The 21,053-nt window shown below is 33.5% G+C and carries 25 protein-coding genes; 1 reads left to right on the forward strand and 24 read right to left on the reverse strand.

What is annotated here, in order from left to right; translation table 11 throughout:
- Positions 1-62 precede the first annotated feature (62 nt).
- The 18 genes from MQX03_RS14030 to MQX03_RS14115 all read right to left on the reverse strand — a co-directional run bounded on the left by MQX03_RS14030 (position 63) and on the right by MQX03_RS14115 (position 11,907).
- The gene (locus MQX03_RS14030) at positions 63-866 is read right to left on the reverse strand and encodes a DUF6892 domain-containing protein (RefSeq protein ID WP_242803811.1); all 804 of its coding nucleotides are present in this window, start codon (positions 864-866) and stop codon (positions 63-65) included.
- Between the two features lie 55 nt (positions 867-921).
- Entirely contained in the window at positions 922-1,476 is a 555-nt protein-coding gene (locus MQX03_RS14035) for a hypothetical protein (protein ID WP_242803812.1), read from the reverse strand.
- A 48-nt stretch (positions 1,477-1,524) separates the two neighbouring features.
- Entirely contained in the window at positions 1,525-1,932 is a 408-nt protein-coding gene (locus tag MQX03_RS14040; protein ID WP_242803813.1) for a hypothetical protein, read from the reverse strand.
- Positions 1,929-2,480, reverse strand: a complete 552-nt coding sequence (locus MQX03_RS14045; RefSeq protein WP_242803814.1) for a bifunctional (p)ppGpp synthetase/guanosine-3',5'-bis(diphosphate) 3'-pyrophosphohydrolase — start codon at positions 2,478-2,480, stop codon at positions 1,929-1,931. Before MQX03_RS14045 ends, MQX03_RS14040 begins: the two co-directional genes overlap by 4 nt.
- A gap of 75 nt (positions 2,481-2,555) precedes the next feature.
- Positions 2,556-3,434 carry a tetratricopeptide repeat protein gene (locus tag MQX03_RS14050; RefSeq protein WP_242803815.1) on the reverse strand — a complete coding sequence of 293 codons (879 nt, stop codon included), beginning with the start codon at positions 3,432-3,434 and terminating at the stop codon, positions 2,556-2,558.
- A 78-nt stretch (positions 3,435-3,512) separates the two neighbouring features.
- The gene (locus MQX03_RS14055; RefSeq protein WP_242803817.1) at positions 3,513-3,872 is read right to left on the reverse strand and encodes a hypothetical protein; all 360 of its coding nucleotides are present in this window, start codon (positions 3,870-3,872) and stop codon (positions 3,513-3,515) included.
- Between the two features lie 27 nt (positions 3,873-3,899).
- Complete coding sequence (locus MQX03_RS14060) at positions 3,900-4,775, reverse strand: hypothetical protein (protein WP_242803819.1); 876 nt, start codon at positions 4,773-4,775, stop codon at positions 3,900-3,902.
- A gap of 50 nt (positions 4,776-4,825) precedes the next feature.
- Entirely contained in the window at positions 4,826-5,041 is a 216-nt protein-coding gene (locus MQX03_RS14065) for a hypothetical protein (protein ID WP_242803820.1), read from the reverse strand.
- A 78-nt stretch (positions 5,042-5,119) separates the two neighbouring features.
- A complete protein-coding gene (locus MQX03_RS14070) occupies positions 5,120-5,338 on the reverse strand; it encodes a hypothetical protein (protein ID WP_242803821.1) in 219 nt (72 codons plus the stop codon).
- A 40-nt stretch (positions 5,339-5,378) separates the two neighbouring features.
- A complete protein-coding gene (locus tag MQX03_RS14075; protein WP_242803822.1) occupies positions 5,379-5,726 on the reverse strand; it encodes a hypothetical protein in 348 nt (115 codons plus the stop codon).
- 26 nt (positions 5,727-5,752) lie between these two features.
- Complete coding sequence (locus MQX03_RS14080) at positions 5,753-6,601, reverse strand: metallophosphoesterase family protein (protein WP_242803823.1); 849 nt, start codon at positions 6,599-6,601, stop codon at positions 5,753-5,755.
- 101 nt (positions 6,602-6,702) lie between these two features.
- Entirely contained in the window at positions 6,703-7,137 is a 435-nt protein-coding gene (locus MQX03_RS14085) for a hypothetical protein (protein WP_242803824.1), read from the reverse strand.
- A gap of 146 nt (positions 7,138-7,283) precedes the next feature.
- The gene (locus tag MQX03_RS14090) at positions 7,284-8,414 is read right to left on the reverse strand and encodes a hypothetical protein (protein WP_242803825.1); all 1,131 of its coding nucleotides are present in this window, start codon (positions 8,412-8,414) and stop codon (positions 7,284-7,286) included.
- Between the two features lie 444 nt (positions 8,415-8,858).
- A complete protein-coding gene (locus tag MQX03_RS14095; RefSeq protein ID WP_242803827.1) occupies positions 8,859-9,356 on the reverse strand; it encodes a hypothetical protein in 498 nt (165 codons plus the stop codon).
- 326 nt (positions 9,357-9,682) lie between these two features.
- Positions 9,683-10,108, reverse strand: coding sequence for an NAD(+)--rifampin ADP-ribosyltransferase (gene arr / locus MQX03_RS14100; RefSeq protein ID WP_242803828.1), 426 nt, complete (start codon positions 10,106-10,108; stop codon positions 9,683-9,685).
- Positions 10,039-10,374: a hypothetical protein gene (locus MQX03_RS14105; protein WP_242803829.1), complete on the reverse strand. Its 336-nt coding sequence runs from the start codon at positions 10,372-10,374 to the stop codon at positions 10,039-10,041. The genes arr and MQX03_RS14105 overlap by 70 nt, the downstream gene beginning before the upstream one ends.
- 213 nt (positions 10,375-10,587) lie before the next feature.
- On the reverse strand, positions 10,588-11,193 hold the full coding sequence (locus tag MQX03_RS14110; protein WP_242803830.1) for a Pr6Pr family membrane protein: 606 nt from the start codon (positions 11,191-11,193) through the stop codon (positions 10,588-10,590).
- Between the two features lie 174 nt (positions 11,194-11,367).
- Positions 11,368-11,907, reverse strand: coding sequence for a hypothetical protein (locus tag MQX03_RS14115; protein WP_242803831.1), 540 nt, complete (start codon positions 11,905-11,907; stop codon positions 11,368-11,370).
- A gap of 230 nt (positions 11,908-12,137) precedes the next feature.
- On the opposite strand from MQX03_RS14115, the gene MQX03_RS14120 reads away from it, so the two are divergent.
- On the forward strand, positions 12,138-12,977 hold the full coding sequence (locus tag MQX03_RS14120; RefSeq protein WP_242803832.1) for a winged helix-turn-helix domain-containing protein: 840 nt from the start codon (positions 12,138-12,140) through the stop codon (positions 12,975-12,977).
- A gap of 424 nt (positions 12,978-13,401) precedes the next feature.
- Here the strand turns inward: MQX03_RS14120 and MQX03_RS14125 are convergent, their stop codons facing one another.
- The 6 genes from MQX03_RS14125 to MQX03_RS14150 all read right to left on the reverse strand — a co-directional run bounded on the left by MQX03_RS14125 (position 13,402) and on the right by MQX03_RS14150 (position 21,047).
- Positions 13,402-14,328 (reverse strand): Kelch repeat-containing protein, encoded by a 927-nt coding sequence (locus tag MQX03_RS14125; RefSeq protein ID WP_242803833.1) that lies wholly within the window; start codon positions 14,326-14,328, stop codon positions 13,402-13,404.
- A gap of 426 nt (positions 14,329-14,754) precedes the next feature.
- The gene (locus tag MQX03_RS14130) at positions 14,755-15,345 is read right to left on the reverse strand and encodes a DUF6624 domain-containing protein (protein WP_242803835.1); all 591 of its coding nucleotides are present in this window, start codon (positions 15,343-15,345) and stop codon (positions 14,755-14,757) included.
- Between the two features lie 225 nt (positions 15,346-15,570).
- On the reverse strand, positions 15,571-17,196 hold the full coding sequence (groL, locus tag MQX03_RS14135; protein ID WP_056034555.1) for a chaperonin GroEL: 1,626 nt from the start codon (positions 17,194-17,196) through the stop codon (positions 15,571-15,573).
- Between the two features lie 108 nt (positions 17,197-17,304).
- The gene (locus tag MQX03_RS14140; RefSeq protein ID WP_047444781.1) at positions 17,305-17,583 is read right to left on the reverse strand and encodes a co-chaperone GroES; all 279 of its coding nucleotides are present in this window, start codon (positions 17,581-17,583) and stop codon (positions 17,305-17,307) included.
- 144 nt (positions 17,584-17,727) lie between these two features.
- Positions 17,728-18,618 carry a hypothetical protein gene (locus MQX03_RS14145; RefSeq protein ID WP_242803837.1) on the reverse strand — a complete coding sequence of 297 codons (891 nt, stop codon included), beginning with the start codon at positions 18,616-18,618 and terminating at the stop codon, positions 17,728-17,730.
- Between the two features lie 50 nt (positions 18,619-18,668).
- Complete coding sequence (locus MQX03_RS14150; protein WP_242803838.1) at positions 18,669-21,047, reverse strand: M1 family metallopeptidase; 2,379 nt, start codon at positions 21,045-21,047, stop codon at positions 18,669-18,671.
- Positions 21,048-21,053 lie beyond the last annotated feature (6 nt).

Consider the following 21,053-nt stretch of genomic DNA (forward strand, 5'->3'; position numbering starts at 1 on the left):
GTTTTTATAACGGTACCGCATCAATTCCTTTTGATTTAAGCTCTTCATAAACTTTTGGATCGTTACTGAAAAGTGTCATCTTCGCCATCCCAATAAGGTGTGATATTCATGTAAATGTCATTTCCACCGTCTTGGTATATTTTAGTGATTTGTTCGGCAAATACCTTGTCGATTTCTAAGTTTTTAAAGTATTCAATCGCTTCAGGAATCGGTTGGTAACCTTCTTCTTCAAGATCTATTTCTCTTTTTTCGTAAGAATCTACAAACTCAAAAATGTCAAAATTTGGCTTTATAAGCTCTTTTGTGTACATTAATTCTTCAATGATTGCCAATTTAAAATTGAAGTCTCTAAATTTAATTTTTTCTTCTGAAATTTTGTTAGGTCTATATTTATCGGTGTTGATTATCGTTCTTTTCTTTTTGACTTTTTGCCATATTGAAACTTCTTCAATGTTTTTAAATTCATCTTCCGAAAGCCAGGATGAAAATTTCACATTCTTCATTTCCATGTCTTTAAAGCTTCGGTCGGCTTCAGTAATGGCGAAAAAATCTGTATAATGTTGATTGTTGATTTTCAAATCTCCATTAAACTTGTTTTTGGGTAAGAAATTTTCATGAATATCTGCAGTTTTGATAGCCAGCGTTAATGCGTTGCCTTCATTTTTAGGTACAAAAACTTTGATTCCCAATTCATGCCACATATAAATAGTATTGGTGTCTGTTTCTCCCCATTGTTCATAATAGTCACCAAACTGATTTTTCAAGTCTGAAAAGTTTAAAGGAAATTCAAAATGTTGATTATTAATTTCAATTCCGCCTTCTGTAACATTAATGATGAATGATTGTTGGTTGTTTTCTTCTATCATATAAATGTGTTTGAGTGATTTAATTTTCTATAAGATAATTATTCAATTTTTCTTATTATTCATAAATTCTGCCCATTTCTAATAAATCTCCCAAAGTTTGCCAGCTTACTTCAAATTCCTGATCATTATTATCATCAGGGTCTATATAACACCTCATACCACATTCTAAAATAGAGTTAGGATCAAAATTGTACCATCTGTTTCCTGTGTCAGAATCAATTCCGAAATATTTCTCGGGATCATCCAGCTGCTTACCTTTCATTTTATGTAATTCCGCAATCTGAAATTGCAAAACAGCAATCGTATAATAAATTCCAATGTCGCCTGCAACTTCATTTTTATCTTCTGAAGAGCTTGCTGCCTTATTCGTAAATTTTTTATATATAGTTTTTTCGTCAGGTGCTTTTACAATCTTTAGCCATTCAGCATCAAATTTTTTTGGCTCAGAACTAAATGCGTCCAGAAAAAGTTTTAATAAAGAATCAGCTGTTAAAGTTTGTTCTCTTTCTTGCTCAACCAATTTTAGTAACGCCAAGAGATAAGTTTCCAAATCTCTGTTGTCTGTATTATTTCTGTAATTGATTTTATTATAAAATTCGTTATAAGTCATATTGTTGATAAAATGTATTTGTAATAATATTTACATCATTTTAAGAAGTTAGTCCATAAATTGTTCTAAATAATATTGTAGCGTAGCGTCATTGCCTGTTACCTCGTTTATGAATTCTTTAATGTTTTGTATTAATTCAAATTCATTTGTATTTTCGTTAATATCTATCAGGCTCAATACAATTTGCGGTTCATCATCATTTAAATTGATTTTTATTACTCTTCCATCATTAATAGTTATTCTTGTGGGCACAGATGGCTTTTTGTGACAATCCTTTATTAGACTTACAATTTCTAAAAGCTTTTCTGTTTTCATTATTTTTTCACTCCAAACTCTACCATTTTCATTAAAATATTGTGATGTGGATAAAATAATTAAAAGAGAATAAAAACTTTCGTTTTTCTTGATTTCAATATCAAGTTGTCCTGCAAGAGTATGTATTTCAATCTTAATCATTTATTTATATAAATCTCAATTTTTTCGGATAATCTTTTGGCTAAATAGTCATTCCCTTCTTTTAAATAGTCATGAATGATTTTTGCTTCTTCAAGATATTTTTCTTTCTTCGATTGGTTCCAATAATAGGGTGGTACATATAAATTACAGATTCTGTCTGCCATTTTAACCGCCCAAACTTCTTTTGGCTGTGCTTTTATTCGTTCTAAGCTATCAATCATTTGATGCTTCTTTTCAAGATTTGTGTTTTTTGTCAATGCAAGAACGCCTTCTTTCACTTCTTTACCATATTCTTTTTCAAGATCATCTATACTGAAGCTGGTATCTTCTATGGTGTCGTGTAAAAATGCACATTTTATGGCAAGATCGAAGTTAAAATCAGAAGTGTTTTTAGAAGCATTCATGATTTCAAATACAACGCTGCCGATATGATTGATGTATTCAATTTTTTGATCTTTACTTTGTCCTCCGTAGGTTTGTCCGTTATGTAGAATGCTTACTTTTTGCCAAATATTCTGCAAATCGTCGATTGTATAAGTGTTATTCATTTGGTTTAATTTTAATAATAATACGCAATTAAAAATGGCTTTGCGTTATGTCTTGTTTACTTTGTTAACTGTTTTTTACGGGTATATTATTTTAGCTGTTTTAAAGATTTTTATCATTTCTTCCTTTTTCTCATCTGTAAATGCATCATTCCTGACAGACATAAAACATGAATGAAAAAAATTCTCACCTTGAGTAAGATACCAGACTTGTGATACTTTACAATTGTATTCTTCATTAATACCATTTTGGATTAAATACATGATCCATGGCTCTTTTGCTTGTAAATCTTTTGCAATAAAGCTAAGTTCAGCATCTTTTGATTTGCCTTTTGCTGTTTTATATGAATCATCCATGGCCTTTATTAAGTCAACATTTTTCACATCTATATTTGAAGTTAAACTTAAATATTCAGAAGGCTTTTTTATGGTATCAAAAGTATTAGCTATTAAAGTTATATGTTGATTGTTTTTGTAAGAGATATCAGTTATTTTCCATTTTTTTGTGTCGGGTACTTTCACAAAAATACGTTCCTCTTTCTTTTCTTTATATCCGCATAATTGTAAATACTTCTCATCTACTGATTTACCCAATTCGCGTGCTTCAATAAAATCTTTACAGGCTTTTTCTTTATTATTAATTTTAAGATAGCTTTTTGCTCTTAATAATAATGCTTCCACATAGAATTCTATAGGGGCTGGTTTTAACGAAATTAATTTGTTCAAATCTTCTGAAGCTTCTTTGTATTTATCATCATCATACAATAAAGAAGCGCGGAGGTAATAAGCTTCAGAGAATGTAGGGTCAATTTCAATTGCTCTACTATATTCTTTTATTGCTCCTTCAAAATCGCTTTGTTCCTGTTTTGATTTTCCACTTTCAAAATATTCTGTGGCTGTTTGTCCAAAAGTTAAAAAATAGCTTAATAATGTGATCAGTAAAAATTTATACTTCATTCTTTTTTTATTGCTAATGGTTTGATCTTTTTATTCGGTAGGAAATCGAAGTACAAAAACCTATATTATTAAATTTTTTTAATCTATCATTAATTTTATACGAGTAATTCCATCATCTCCAACATACTCCGAATTATAAACCCTTTTTCCGATAATTGATTGAATAGCATCCTCAACATCTGATAATTCTCCAGCCAATTCAAGATTTACATTTTTTGAGATATTAAAAGCATCTTCATCAATAAAGTCGGAAACGTGTAAATAAAATTTGTCCAATATATCTTCGAGAGGATATTGAGAATCTTCGTTTTCTTCTAGTTCAAAACTTATTGCAAAAACATAAATGTCTTCTTCTGTATTTTTATAAATACTGTCTTCAATAAGTTCATATTTAGAGCTATTGTACTTGTCCAAAGCGATTAGTTGAATGTTTTTCATATACATTTGTTTATAAGCTTATATTTTTTAATGGCTTTTGAAAATGTCTTCAGGCTTAATATTTTCATTAGCAAAAAAGTCTACGATTTCAGTGTAATTTTTGGTTTCTGATTTTTCAAATTCTTTTAAAAATTTGTGCAATGTTTCCGTTCTATCATTAGGGAATTTCAGCTCCGAGCTTCTATGTTCCACTGAGAAAAATGTTGCCAGTAAAAATTCCATGTAAATAACAAAGTCACAATAAGTAAGATCATTATAAGATGCACTATGATCTTCGCCCAAAATGACTGTAGGATTGGGATCATCTTTTGACAAAACTACGGCTGCATCGTTATAATAATTGAAAAAGTCTAAAAAATACATTTTTGAACCTTCCTCTTTGCTTAATTCTTCATTATATCCAGTATAATCGAAATCGGATTTGATAGAATATTTATAAGGATCAATGAATGCCTGAAGAGGAATCAGAGCACAGAAACCTTCAAAATTGGCTCTTTCGTCTTCTCCAGGAGTGGCTGAAAAGAAGGATTCAATATTTTCATTTTTTTTGTCGATATTTTCCAGATCGGAGGAGTGTAGATTGGAATGCCAAACAATATTTAAACCGTTACTTATTTTGTAAAATGCTCTTATATAATTATTAAACTTAAATTTTTTATCAAAATCATATTCTATTTCATCTATAGCTTCATGATTTTCTTCAAATTCATAATCATCAATAATAGTTTGTACTACATCGTTTAACATTGAAGTGATTTCTTCTTCAATCTGATCTATTTCGTTATCATTTAAACCTTTGTATTGAACACTTATGACTTTATCAACTGAAGGATGTGTATTAAGAATTTTAAGTTTTTCTTCTAATCTTAAAAAATAACTATTTGCCCATTCTGTTTCGTTCATTTTATATTTTGTTTAATTATAGAATTTTCGGTTTATTAGATTTTTTGTTTTTATAGGATTTTATCCAAGTATTTTTTTCTCATCAAATCTATAAGAGGAACAAATAAATTGATGTCTTCTGTTGTTGCTTTCCAAGTATAATCAACGTTTTTATTTGATAAATTGACTCCGAATTTCCACGTGGAACCGTCTAGAATAATTGCTTTTTCATCTTGTATGCATTCGGGTAATTTTATCTGCTCTAACTTCGAAAACTGCTCTTTCAAAATTGCAGTGTCTGCTTCTGAAAGAGTTTTTTTGTCAATTATAATTCTCAGTCTGTCCAGATTGTAGATTCCGTTTGTTCATTGTGTGAAGTTGTATACTGTATCCCATTGTCTAAATCTTGAATAGATAATTCCATCAGAGCTTTCAACTAAAATTATTTTATAAGGAAATCCTTTAATTGTTGGTGTTTCAGAGAAATAAGCAATGGTTTTTTCTCCATCCTTTAAATTAAAATTCTCTATTTCAATCTCAGCTGCATTCATCAGAGCTTGTATATCATTTGAAAATCTTTCCATTGATTTGATTTTAAATTTTCATGTAATGAGAATTTTTTCCTTAGATAGTTCCATCAATAATTTTTCCGAAGAACATTTCTCTGGCATTATCACCTTCCATGTTTTTATTTTTAATTGTCCAGGCAATTTCAAACAGACCAATTAAGTTCGACATGGCAAGAGATCGGGTAGGGTCACCAGGAAAACAGAAAAAATGAACTTGTTCAGAAACGACATAGCCTTTACCATTATTTGTTAAGGTTACCCAAACAATAGATTTAGCATCTGCTCCTGAATTTCCCAAATCTGTCTCCCATTTCCAGCTTTCATTATCTGTTGCTCCGACTAGAATGACATTATTGTCTACGTCAATCCAATTCACGACAAGATGTGTAAGTTGTTCTTCCATTTCTTTCTGATTAAATTACAGCTGGTTTACTGAGATTTCCAATTAAATTTAGTCATTTTATTCGTTAGTTTTTGGTCGATAATTTCAATGATTAATCCTCCGTTTTCCTTTGTCAGAATAATCATACAGCCTTTTTCTAATATTCCACTTTCGTTAAATTCAAGTTCTTTTATTTTGATGGATTGAGTGATGCCGTTAAAATCTGTTTCTTCTTTATAAGGTTCTCCTGTATGTCCGTAAAAATGATAATGAAAAATCACATTGTCCAGCACCTCTCTAATTTCAGCCATACCATAACCTCTTTGGCTGCTGTCGTCTTTGTCATGGGTGATTAAGACATCAAAAGTATTTTTTGTTTTCAACAGCTTTTTAATTTTCCTCCTTTCGTAATCCTGGATAAAGCGTTTTTCGGATCTGCCTTTTCGGTCTCCGATTCTGCCGATTCCTACAAAATTTAAAACTTCATCATCTGTTTCTAATTTTTGTTCCAAACCTGATTTGCAGACAAAAACTCTTTCATAAATATCAATAGGGAAGATGCTTTTCTCTGGGTTTTCTTTTTCTAGGCCGTCCAAAAAATCATGGTCTTCATGGTTCCCGCGGACACAGATCATATTGATATTAAGCCCATCTAAAAATGACTTTATTTCTTGATTCATTGTTATAAAATCGTCATGAAATCCCAACTCATCTCTGTCGTATTGTGCATGTTTTATCGTTGCTTTGTCAAGGTTTTCGATGTTTGGATAAGCCCCCATATCTCCACATTGCAAGATGAAATCAATTTTGCGGCCTGTCTCTTTCTGATATAAATCAACTAATTTAAATGGTAACAGAATTTTACCGTGAATGTCAGAAAAAAGTGCGATTTTCATATTGTGTTCATTTATTTAAAAATTGGTGCTGTTTTATATTCGGTGGGTTTCGGAAAAAAAACCAAATTATAACTAAAATTAAATGAACTAAAACTATTTCCTTATTCTAATTCAATTTTAAATTCGTCCTTCAAAAATTCTCTGAAATCTGTCCATTCGCCTTCCGGTTCATGCCATTCGCACCAAGGATGTGCATCATTGTAATCGAATATTTTACCAAAATCCGGAGAAGATCTGTCGCAATTGATGTGGAAGTCATGATGAGAACCCCAATCTCCGATTGTTAAATATATTTTATCCTTTTTAGTAAGTGTATTTGAATTTTTCCGTTCTAAAAATTCATCTCCATACAAATCTATTCCCCATTCAGTATTTGGTATAGAACCCAACTTATATAGATCTTTAACAGATATTTTTCCAATAGAATCAAGATAAATTTTTGGTATTTCAAGGTTTTTGTCAAGGTATTTCTGATCAAAATGTTTTGAATAAATTTCTTTTAAATGTTTGGTTAATTCTTTGTTTTCTGAGTTCATCTTAAATTTTCGGTTAGTAGATTTTTTGTTAAAAACAAGTTGACAAACAAATATAAACGAAAACAATTAAATTAAAAAACAGATTTCAGTAGCCATATAATTCTTTAGAAACAAAAATCCCGAACTTGAAGTCCGGGATTCATTACTTACTGCTTTATACTTTTTATAAAAGTTTGCATAATGGTATCTAAATCTTGTACTGTTGCTTTATTCCATCTGACTTTGTTACAAACCATCAATATTAGATCAGGATTGGTAGGGTGATTTAGGATATAGATTTTAAACTGGCCTACATCTTTGTCTAATTTTCCTTCTCGGCTATCATAATTATACAAACCAGACTGAAATGAATAGCCTTTCATTTTACCAAATTCTACTTCTTGATACAAACCCATTAAATCAACAGATTTTACAGATTTATCTATATAATAGGCCACATTTTGTATGCCTTGACTAGTGAAAAAATCACAGATATTATCCCAAGGTAATTCATATTTTCTAAAATCATATTCATGATTTTTTTTAACTTTTCCTCCATTTGAATCATAGGTAGCTTTATGAATAAAATCTTTAGCCACTTCATCAACTGTTAAACCTGGATGTGAACTTTTCTCAAAAGTATAAACAAGATAAGTAACTTGATTAAGATTCATTGCATAACCCACTTCGGTGCGGCTATCAGCTGTACTACCTGTTTGGTCTGTATCAATATCTTGTTTTATATTGGTTTTATCTATAGTGGCATCAAGGTAAGGAAGGTATAAGTTTTTTGTGTCCCAGATAGGTACGTTAAAAAAAATGGGTTCTAATAACTGAACTTTTTGTCCATATTGTTTATAGCCCGTTTCTTCCTTAACCCAAAGTCCTATTTCTACTCTTATACTTTTTTGTTTTTCTACTCCATTTGCTCCATTTACAATCCATTCAAGATTATTTCCTTTGGTTATAAAATCATTTCCTTCAAAAACAGTGAATTTCTTTGTCGCAGGTGTGCTTTTAAGAAAATCTTCCATAGCAGTATAGCCGTCTTTTTGAAGACCCCAATGATTGATATAGGTTTTGGTATTGTCTGCAAACTCTACATACAAGTGTGAATAACCAGAATAAGGAATTACATTTTTTGGTTTTTTGAAGCTAACCTGTAACGTTTCTAAGTCATCTTTAGAAATAGTGGCGCCGGATTTTACTTCTTTACCATTGATAAATGCCGAAAGCTGTGCCTTACCAAAACTGAAGAAAAGTAATGATAAGAATAAAAATAAACGAGTAATTTTCATGGTTATAAATTAAAAATTCAATTGTTATTGTTTTGTTTAAAATTTTCCAAATATAGAATATACTTTTTGAATAGACAAACTAAAATAGGTGGTAATTCTACTATTAATGAAATAGTCGTGATGTGTTTTCCAATTAGATTAGCGTTAAATTGTGGGCAAATGACAAGTGAAAATTGCTCTCAAGTAAACGGTTTTATATTTTTGAATCACGAATTGCAAACCTGAGACATCGGGATTTTGCAAAGCGGATTGCTGAAAAATATAATAACCGCTAAGAAAATATGAACGGTTTTTGTTTTAATGAAGCCACACGAAGGATTCGTGCGACAACGGGGTAAATGCTGTGAAGAAATATAAACTTCAGAATTTGAAATTAAATTTATCGCAGAATCTTTTTATAACTTTAGTAGTTATGCTATTAGTACAAATATTAAACGTTCTGTTTTATATTTCCAATACTTTCGTTTCGGTATTTTCATATTTTGTTTTTAAGTTTTTAATTTTCAGTTCAAATTCGTTATGCATATCCTCAATTTCTCCGGGATAAAAATGAAGCCAGCGATTATGATTTCTATACGCTTCTTTTCCTTCAGCAAGTTGTTGGTTTCGTTTGGCTTCGTTGGGTATTAAAATTTTGTCGATGGTTAATTTATATGGTTTTAACATTTCAGAGATTATATCAAAGTCCGTAATACTTAATCCGGCATTGTAAATTAAAATATTATCTTCTGAATTAATAATCTCTTCAGAGATGTATTCAAGTATCTTCAGGTTAGAATCTTTTAATGGATTATAATTGTTTTTTTGAAGCACTTCAGAACAATCCACAATTTTAAAATTTACAAATTCAGAAATGTTTACATCAAGTTCAGAAAGTTGTAAAGTTAAAATGACGTTTATTTTCTTTTTTGATTTTGAGAAATATTTTTTTATAAAATTCATGGTCTTGTTTTTTGTGTCTTATTAAACCTAAATCCAATGCGCAAAATTACACATTGAGCTAATTTATAGGTGTAATATGTGCCCAAGATTTTTAATTCAAAAATATTTTTTAATTAATTGATTTGTCATTTTTAATAGAAAGATAAATATTGGCCGTCTTTATTGCAGATCCGCAAGATCGATTTAGAATTGATGTAAAAATCTGTAAACCATTTATTTAATTTTTTCATCTTTGGGTAAATGCAATATAATGATGAGCCCAAATCTTACTTTCATTACAACATATGAGAGAATTTAAATGACGAATTAAATGAGGAGTGAGGCTTTTAATTGATGATTTCTGCATCTGGATTTCCTCGAACCTTTGCAATTCTTTCCTTCCAGTTTTGGAGTTCTTCGTCTGTTAATTTAATCCATTCTGTAACTTCTCCAACGATTTTTACGGGCTCTGTACTGCGATAAGATCGGGTGGGATTTCCTGGGAATTTTTTATCCGTTACGTTTGGATCATTTTCAAAAGCGCCTGTCGGTTCTACGATATAGATGCGGTCATCACCATCTCCTTTTGCTAATGCAGCAGCCAACCCAGCGCCGTCTTGTAAAGCTGTAAAATAAATGTGATTCATGATGATTTCATGATAATAATTTGATTTGAAACCGGCAGTGAGCAAGTCTCCGATTTTCAGATTGGCTTTTGTTCCGTGGTAGAATGGGCCGTTATCCAGAATCTGCTCGTCTTTTTTGTTTTCCATTGTGGGAGTGTTTTTAAGGATGGAAGAACTTGTAAACTTAGGAATTTGTTTTTGAATGGGAAAACCGATTTGGGAATTGAGCAGTTTTGATTTGTTTTTGAGCGCAGAGCCTTTGTCAGCAATATAACTTTGCAATGCTCCGAGATGATTTTCTTTAATTTTTTTTCTGCTTTGTACAATTCTACATAAACCAGATATTTGCTTTCTGAATAATCTCGTGGAGTTCCTATGTCTTTGATGTACTTTTCTAAATCTTTATTAGGCATTTAATTAGTTTTTAAGTTTAAATTAATTTTTAATTCTCACAGTTTTTAAATTAACCTGATTATATAATTTTTTTTAAATCGCAAGGAACGACAAAGTTTCTACAATAAATGCTTTTTTAAGATAGACAATGGCATTCCATTTAACAACGAAATATAAAGACTTTAATTATCAATAGCTTGAAGTTGAAGTCGTTTACAAAATGGACAACATGTTTATTTTTTTTCAAATTTATTATTAATGGCAATTAATGTAGATCCGCTTACCAGAAATACAATAAGCATGAGTGAAATATTGATCATGACCTGACCAAAACCTAATTTATCGACATTCAAAAATGGATAAGGGTACCAGCCAACCGCAGAGCCACGAATGAGAGAGTAGATCAGATAAATTAATGGAAATATGAGCCAGTAAAATCCGTTCTTCCAGTTTAATTTACTTTTTGTGACCAAAAACATCCAGTATAAAATATACAAAATAGGAATGGCAACATGAAGCATATTATCTAAGAACAATTGCCATCCGGTAGGTTTCCAAATGCCTCGCAAAACCGTGTTATACACTGCGAACACAATGAAGATATACAGTGCAATTGCGGTTTTCACTGATAGTTCTGAAAAGAATTTTCCCAATTTGGTTTTTGGCAATAAAGCAGAAAAAGAAAGGCTGACTGCAATTAAAGAATTGCATAAGATGGTAAAATAGCTGATTACATTTGTAAAGGTATCCGACGAAATATAAAATTGTAGGATGACGCAAAACCAAGCCATTAAAGCCAATAGAGAAGCGGAAATTGTCTGGATTTTTGTATTGTTCATATTCTGGTGATTATTAAATGGTGCATTTCAAATTTAATAATTATTAAATGTTTCTTTTGATTTTTAAGTGAATTATTTTGAGAATAAATTTCTGTGAATACAAAAAAAAACCGCACAATTTTATCGTGCGGGAGTAGGGTATCTAGCTAATAGTATATCAGTCAAGTATTTTACTCAGCAACCGCCTTTACGAGGAATACGTTTAAAAATTACTTTACGATCTCGTTCCAGATATTCGCAAGATATGATGGGATAAGAATACTTCGGCGCATGCGCTACATAACGGCTTTTTAAAATTATTTTGTCTTTCACTTTCAGGCTGCGCAATTGCTCAAGTTGAGATTTTTCTGCATCAAATGTTACAATGTAATCTTCATCATTAATCCTGACCATCACTCCGAAACCTAGTCTAGAGCCCGGCGGAAGAGAAAGAGAGGTGACAACTCCCTCCATATTGGTATAATTTGTAATGTGCTTCCATATTTTAGCTTCGGCGGCATACACTTTTTTACCTCGGGGAGATGTTTCCCATTCTTTGAACTTTTTACCGGAAGGGGTAGCTTCCCATTTTTTCATTTCGGCATTCTTTTCAGCAGGAGACAGTTGCTTTTGAATCGGCTTTTTACTGGTTTCATTCTTAATTTCACGATTGGCGAATACGAGTCCGCTCACTACAAGCAATGGTAGCATGAGCGCAAAAATTACTTTTTTCATAAGTTTTTAATTTTAAATTAAATATTCTTTTGATAAGTCAGATCTGATAAGACCTACTTTTGTTTATAATAGTTTATCAAAGTTGACTCAACGAAAATACTTTGATATTTTTCGGATCTAAGGATTTGAATTGTAAATAAAATTGTAAACTTTGTAAATAATAACTTGACACTATGCATCTTAGTCAAAATCTCTTCTCAGGAAAGCGCAAATACCTTTTTACAATCATTTTGCTCTCACTGATTTTTGTAGTCTGTGCCGCTTTCAGCACGGAGGATAAGAACGACTTTGATTTTGCCAAAAGAGAAGTGCTACTCCGCAGAATTGGACATGAATTGCTTTTACAGTCAGGCGATCGTACATCAAGAGTGCTTCCGGTAAAAAAGATCGGAGAAAATGAATACCAGATCAGCTTTGAGAACGAACTTACTTTTCAGCCAGATTCTTTGGTGAATCTTACGAAACGGGTGTTGGCGAAAGATCCGCTTGCGAGTGATTATATTGTTAACGTTTTGAACTGTCATAACTCCAGCGTGGCTTATGGATATTCGGTTTCAAAGAGTAAAAAAGATGATATTGTAGCCTGTATAGGAAGAAAACAACCCAAAGCTTGCTACATGATCAACATCAAATTCAAACCAACAGGAATCAACACAACAAAGAGCGTTTACCTTTTTGGCGGTCTGTCATTTTTAGCATTGATCGGTTTTGTTTTTCTAAGATCTAAATCTGTAAAGTCAAGACAAGTTGTACCTGAAACTCAGCAAACTGATCTGTTCACTTTGGGCTCAGTGTTATTTGATTCTAAAAATAGAAAGCTCATCATTGATGATAAGACAGTAGACCTTACCGCAACGGAAAGTCGTGTATTGCTTATTTTCGCATCTTCTCCTAACGAAATTATTGAAAGAAGCCGACTGCAGAAAGAAATCTGGGAAGATGACGGTGTCATTGTAGGACGAAGTCTGGATATGTTTATCTCAAAACTCAGAAAAAAACTGGAAATCGATCCGAATATTAAAATTGTGGTGATTCGTGGAAAAGGGTATAGGCTGGAAATTGGCGGTTAAGAAAAACATTTGGCTTTAATTGTTTTCAGATCTCAATATCAATAATATTCTGGATATTCACCAAGTTTGAAAAGGCTGTAAAGTGGTGAAATATAATGAATTGTACTTGATTGCCTCTTCGGAGTGGTTGATTGTCTCTTCGGAATGGTTGATTGCGTCTTCGGAGTACTTGATTGCCTCTTCGAACTGGTTGATCGGCTCTTCGAAGTGGTTGATTGCCTCTTCTGAATGGTTGATTGTCTCAACGTAATGCCTGATTGTCTTTGCGAAGAAGTTGACACCTTCAACGAATTAGTTGAAACTTATGTTGAAATGATTGAGGGTCTTATCGAAAAGGTTTTTCGTGGTTTCTTGCTTTTATGACATTTAGGAAAAGACTTTTGTAGCTATAAAGTCACAGATTAAAAATCTGCAACATCGAGGTTTATTTAGCAGAAAGCACTTCTTCGCTAATATCTGCAACCTGAATGCTCTTAATAGCTGATTTGGTGGAAGATGCTGTACTTCCACCCATGATGTATAATTTATTGTTATATATTTCCGCAGCAGCATGTCGTCTTGGAATCATATTGGATGATAAACGATGTAACTTATTGGTTTCTGTATCAAAATAGGCCAGAAAATTTTGATTATTATAACCGCCTGCAATAAAAATCTTATGACCGGATACCGCCAATGAGTGACCCGATATCGCAGCAGGCATCGTATATTGATCAGTCCAAAGATTTTTTTTGAGATCATACACATTGACCAAGCGGGATGAGGTACCATTAAAACCACCAATGACATAAAGCTTATCATTCACAATTTTGCCCCTGGCTTCTCTGGCGTTAGGCATATCTGGTAACGGATGCCATGTATCTGAATCAATATCATAGTATTGGAATCTATCAGAAAATACAGTAGTTGCAGCATTGTTGAGCCCACTTCCGCCGAACGTGTATATTTTTCCGTTATGGATGGCAGAACCGGCATTTCCTGTGTAGGCACGGTTAACAGCTCCCTTCGTTTTTTTATGCGTTTCAAGGTCTATAATTTCAAGATTGCTGTTTCCCCAACCGTTAAAAATATAAATTTTATTATCGTAAGTCTCCGAATTGGCAAATCTTTTAGGAACCAGACTGGAGTTGATGATACTCCAGCGGTTATCTTTAATATTGTATTTCTCAATAAAATTTGCATAACCATCCGCATCTTTGTAACCATTGCTCACATAGATATTGTCACCTGCAATGGCACTGCTTATCGCTCCTCTGCGAATAGACATATCCGAAAGATGTTTAAAATGTAAGGTTTGTGCATTGGCTAAACATAAACCGAAAAGTAAAAGGAGTAATAATTTTGTTTTCAAGGGCATTGAGGTTTGGTTTAATTGATTTTCTGTGCAAAAAATTATGTTTTTAAATATAGGGAAAAGTCACGGATTGGAAATCCAGAAAGTCAAGTGGACAACCGTCATCTTTTTTTTCTTTTTAAACTCAAAATCGACTCTTTAATAGTCGGTAATCACTGTAAAAGAGTCGGTTTTTATTCTTAAAGACTCACCATCCCATCTTTTACATTCGGCATCCAGTATTTTATAATCAAAAAAACCAGTCTTTCATACTCGTTGAAGAGTCTTTTAATACATTGTCGAGTCTTTGAGTCTCAAAAACGAGCCTTCAATACTCGATGATGAGTGTTGAAGGCTGTTTTTATTATTTTAATAGTGAAATTAAATAATCGAACAATTAAAATGAATTTGCAATGAGGGGTTTATGTTTGTGGGTGTAGTATTTTAATTCGGATTGAACTGAATATTGAAATTCTTTAAATAATCCTCTATTGGTTCCATTCCCATTACTTTTCTTCTTTCGTTCACAGTTTCAGGATTTTCTAATTTATACAATTTACCATTTTCTATTTGTGAACCATATATTTGAGGTTTTCCTTCGTCCATTAAAATCCTATCTTTCATCAATGCGTATTGTCCTTTAGATAAGTCTCCATTTTCAACCGCTTTCTCTATTTGTGGAAAATACTTTTTTCTTATTTCTTTAGTACTATGTTGCAGACCCAACCAGATTGCATCCATTTGTTTTTGACCCACCTCCTTTAATGTTGGCATACCACACTTTTCAATAATGCTAATCACTAATTCCTGATTCCTATGATCTTCTTTAGCGTATTTGATGAGTTCATTTGATTTTCTAATCCTTTGGTCACTTTCAAAAACTTCGCTGAGGATTTGTCGTTTTTTGCTACAATCGACTTCAATAATATCTACTGAACCTACATAGACAAATTTATCTCTATTCATATAAAGGAATATTGATATGATTAAAACAAGAGCGGTTAATATGCTGAATAATATTTTTTTTATTTTCATTTCTATTTTTGGTTTATATTACACATAACTTGTATATATGCGAAACAAACTTTCGCATATACACTCAAAATTAGGTAGATTGGCGAAGGTTTGTTTCGCTTTATTTATTTCAAAGATATTAAATTAAATCATCAAAAATATTTTTTGCTTTACAATCTAATTTCAAAAAAAACCGCTCAGAAAAATCTGAACGGTTTAATTTTATATTGCCTCGTTCGCTGACCGTTACATCATTCCCGGCATTCCACCTCCCATTGGCATAGCAGGTTCTGCGCTCTTAATTTCAGTGATCACACACTCAGTGGTTAACAGCATTCCAGAAACTGAAGCTGCATTTTCAAGGGCAACTCTTGTCACTTTCGTAGGGTCGATGATACCTGCTTCAAGCATGTTTACATACTCGTCAGTTTTAGCATTGTATCCGAAGTCTCCGCTGCCTTCAGCAACTTTAGCTACGATTACAGAACCTTCACCTCCTGCGTTAGCAACGATTTGTCTCAATGGTTCTTCGATCGCTCTTTTTACGATTTTGATACCAGTAGTTTCGTCAGCATTGATTCCTTCAAGATTTGCCAAAGCAGAGATTGCTCTTACAAAAGCAACACCACCACCTGCAACGATACCTTCTTCAACAGCTGCTCTCGTAGCATTCAATGCATCGTCAACTCTGTCTTTTTTCTCTTTCATTTCAACTTCAGAAGCTGCACCTACGTACAATACAGCAACACCACCAGCTAATTTAGCCAATCTTTCCTGTAGTTTTTCTCTGTCGTAGTCAGAAGTCGTAGTTTCCATCTGAGCTTTGATCTGGTTTACTCTTCCTTTGATCTTGCTTTCTTCACCACCACCGTTTACGATTGTTGTGTTGTCTTTGTCGATCGATACTTTTTCAGCAGTTCCCAACATATCAAGAGATACGTTTTCCATTGTGAAACCTTGCTCTTCAGAAATTACCTGACCACCAGTTAAGATAGCGATATCTTCCAACATTGCTTTTCTTCTGTCACCAAATCCCGGAGCTTTTACAGCAGCAATTTTAAGAGAACCTCTTAATTTGTTTACTACCAAAGTTGCCAAAGCTTCACCTTCCACTTCTTCAGAGATAATCAATAAAGATTTTCCGCTTTGTGCGATTGGCTCAAGAACAGGAAGTAATTCTTTCATTGAAGAGATTTTTTTCTCTACTAAAAGAATGTAAGGGTTTTCCAATTCAACCGTCATTTTCTCAGGATTCGTCACAAAATATGGAGACTGGTAACCTCTGTCAAACTGCATACCTTCTACAACGTCTACTGTTGTATCAATACCTTTTGCTTCTTCTACAGTGATTACACCTTCTTTACCTACTTTTCCGAAAGCTTCAGCGATCAAAGATCCGATTGTTTCGTCATTGTTTGCAGAAACCGAAGCAACCTGCTTCACCATTTCTGTAGAATCACCAACTTGCTTAGACTGCTCTTTTAGGTTAGCAACAACAGCAGTTACTGCTTTGTCGATTCCTCTTTTCAAGTCCATTGGGTTTGCACCAGCAGCTACATTTTTAAGACCTTCTCTTACGATAGCCTGTGCCAAAACAGTAGCGGTAGTTGTACCATCTCCTGCAATATCATTGGTTTTGGAAGCAACTTCTTTTACCATTTGCGCTCCCATGTTTTCTACTCTGTCTTCTAGTTCGATTTCTTTTGCTACAGAAACACCATCTTTAGTTACGTGAGGTGCACCGAAAGATTTTTCGATTACTACGTTTCTACCTTTTGGTCCTAAAGTTACTTTTACTGCATTAGCCAATGCATCAACCCCTCTTTTTAGAGCGTCTCTTGACTCGATATCGAATTTTATTTCTTTTGCCATTTTGATTTGATATTAGATGTTAGATGTCAGAAGTTAGACATGTAACACTTGTTTTTAATTTGAATTTAATTTGAATAGTCTGAAATCTGATGTCTTGTATCTGGAATCTTATCCAATTACACCAAGTAAATCTCCCTCTTTTACGATTAAGAAATCTTTTCCGTCTAATTTTAATTCAGAACCTGAATATTTTCCATAAAGAACTTTATCTCCTACTTTTACAGTGGTAGGCTCGTCTACTTTACCAGGACCTACTGCTACTACTGTACCTTCTTGTGGTTTTTCTTTCGCTGTGTCTGGGATGATAATACCTGAAGCTGTTTTAGTTTCTGCAGCGATAGGCTCTATAAGCACTCTGTCTGCTAAGGGTTTAAAGTTTACTGACATAATATTTTTATTTTTAAATTATTTCTGTCTCGTAAATCTCCAAATCTGTGCCACGCGACTATAAGTAGAGTTTTGGCAGATTTTTTTTAAAGATGTGAAATTTTGGCAGAAAAAAAGTTCACTTGCTGTAAGTGAACTCAGAATTTATTTGCACGAGCTGTCGTAGTCTTTCAGTAATTTTTTATACATATTGGTGTATAATTCAGTTTTGTATCTCATGTTTATTTTAGCAGCTGCCGCTCCCTTTTTCCCTTTCATCTCTTCCTTTCTTTCTGCGTCGGTAGCCTTTTTATTTTCTTTGTAGGTTTTGTTTGAGAAATATTCATTTTTTCTTGCTTCATCTACCTTTGCTAAAAACTCGGGGCAGTCGGCGCCCACAATTTCGTATGCTTTATAAAATTTCTTGTACAGAGATTTCATATTAAATAAATCCAGAGGCGTAAGCTTGTTGTAGTCTACCGGTGCAACGGCAAATGTGTCACCCGGTTTACTGAGATAGATCATGACATGTTGCAGTTGGCAGTCATCATTATTTCCATTGGATCCTGACGCAAAATTATCTCCAAAATCAGCTTTACAAAACATGCTTCGGTAACCGTAAAGGTTAATTTCTCCTTTTTCCATCAATGGCAACATTAACACTCTTCCTTCGGATTCCAGTTCCAAGTTGCTGTCTATTTCTTTCACAATACGTTTGTCTAATTGAAATTTTTCCTGAGTATCTTCATTAGTGTAAATCAAACTTTTAATATCCGAAACAGGGATAGGCTGCACCGTTGCATCTGTTTTTGAAGATTTAAATTTTACCTCTTTTCTGTTAAGATTGGCGCTTTTTTCTGAGCTTTTACCAATGTAGTTAAAGGTCGCAACATCGGGAAGCATAAAGTCCTGAGCAAATCCGGTTTTGGTCGTTCCGTCTTCCATCAAGATTTCGATGGGTAGAAAATCTCTTTTACCTGTGTAAAATTGTAACGATTGCGCAAAATAAGATTGTGCTGCTGCAAAAAGCAACAGAAGAAGACTGAGTTTTTTCATATAAAGGAGTTAGTTTTTGTTTTTAAAGATTAAAAATGAAATTGCAGAATTTACTTTTTCTTCCCCGCAGCCTGCATCGGATTAACCTTTCCATTCGCACCGCCTCTCACCGCGCCGTCTTGTTTTTGTTTAAATAACTGAAATTTCGAGCTTGTCGCAGAACTTCCGTCATTACTCCACAAATTATTTGAAGTATCAATATCCGCTGTTTCTCTCATCGGATCAAGCTGAATTGATTTTAATTTTTTATCAAAATAGAATGTTTTCGAAACTTTCTTTTCATTATGTCTCCAGATTTGAGCTGAAGATTTATCTTTTAATTTTGAACCGTCTTCAAAAGTAAACTCTAAAATAATCGGCATTACCAGACCACCTTTGTTCATGAAATCGATTTGATACGCTGTGATATTTTTAAATTTATCCTGATCTTTTTTATCTAAAGCTTCGCTTCCTTCTGCTTTGATACTATATTCTTTATCAGCATCTACTTTTTCCTGACCGCGGTCATAACGGTAGTAAAAATCCTGTAAATCTTTATCTTTTTCTACCTCAAAAGCAATGGTTTTGTCTTCTTTGTTTCTGATTTTCGAAATATCTTCAAATTCGTTTTGCAAAGGTTTATCCACTTTATATTTGGTTTCCTCAGCTTGTTTTACCGCAGTTAAGTCGGGAGTTGCAATCGTAACCTTATCAATCGCAATGTCTACAGGATCGGTTCCGTAGAACCAGCCTCTCCAGAACCAATCAAGATCTTCACCGCTCGCATCTTCCATTGTTCTGAAAAAATCTGCTGGCTCAGGATGTTTGAACGCCCATCTTTTTGAATACGTTTTAAATGCTTTATCGAAAAGCTCTCTTCCCATAATCGTTTCACGAAGAATATTCAGACCTGTTGCAGGTTTAGAATAAGCATTCGGGCCAAACTGAATAATGTTTTCGGAATTACTCATAATCGGTTCCAGCTGATCTTTCGGAAGTTTCATATAATCAACAATCGTCCATGCCGGACCACGTTTTGAAGGGAATTTATTATCCCATTTTTCTTCCGTTAAATATTCTGTGAATGTATTTAATCCTTCATCCATCCAGCTCCATTGTCTTTCATCTGAGTTGATGATCATCGGGAAAAAGTTGTGTCCTACTTCATGAATGATTACCCCGATCATTCCGTTTTTAATTCCTTCAGAATATGTTCCGTCTTTTTCTGTTCTTCCAAAATTGAAACAGATCATCGGATATTCCATTCCATTCGAAGCTTCCACAGACTGCGCTACTGGATAAGGGTAGGGAATCGTGAATTCTGAATAGGTTTTGATCGTATGAGCAACAGCTTTCGTAGAGAATTTTCTGTACAAGCCATAAGCTTCCTTCGGGTAGAAACTCATCGCCATTACTTTATTATTGTTTTCAGGAATTGTAACGCCCATTGCATCCCAGACAAACTTTCTTGAAGCCGTCCATGCAAAATCTCTGACATCTTTTGCCTCAAAAACCCAAGTTTTTCTCTGTTTCGAATGATTTTTCTCTGCTTTTTTAGCTTCATCCAAAGTCACAATTTCTACAGGCTCATTCGAAGTTTGTGATTTCTTATATCTTGATAATTGTTCAGGAGTTAAAACCTGTTCGTAGTTTTTACATTCTCCGGTTCCTCCAATCACATGATCAGCGGGAACGTTCATCGAGACTTTATAATTCCCAAAAACTAAAGCAAATTCACCTCTTCCTGTGAACTGATGATTCTGCCAACCCTGAAAATCGCTGTACACACACATTCTTGGGAACCATTGGGTGATGGTGTACAAATCATTTCCGTCTTCTGCGAAATTTTCATAACCGCCGCGGCCTCCCATTTTCGTACGGTTCGGGATGTTATAATTCCAATCTATTTTAAAGATGAATTTTTCGCCTTTCTTTAAAACTTTAGGCAAATCAATACGCATCATCGTCTTGTTGACGGTGTATTTCAAAGGATTTCCTGAAGCATCGGTTACTTTTTCTAAATTAACACCATACCCGTTATCTTTTGCAGGAATATCTGTCGTCTTTAATTGCTGGTCGTTCAAAGATTTCGGCAGGGTAGAAGAGAACTGATAATCCGCTTTTTTGACCGTTGATTGTTGGTTCTCATCTAACTGTAACCAAATATAATCTAAATCGTCCGGCGAATTATTGTGATAGGTAACCGTTTCCGAACCTTTTAAGTTTCTTTTATCTTCGTCGAGATATGCGGTGATGTCGTAATCTGCTCTGTTTTGCCAATATGCTTGCCCAGGAGCTCCTGAAGCCGTTCTGTAAACGTTTGGTGTAGGAAGAATAGTTCCTAACTGTTCAAATCTGTTCCCATGGTTACTTCCCGGATTGTTTTGAATGTTTTGGGCAGAAACACCAATATAAAATAGAACTGAAAGTGCAGCAACTTTAAATTTCATAGCTAA

The organism is Chryseobacterium aahli (genome assembly GCF_022699665.1).
GTDB classification, from domain to species: Bacteria; Bacteroidota; Bacteroidia; order Flavobacteriales; family Weeksellaceae; genus Chryseobacterium; species Chryseobacterium aahli.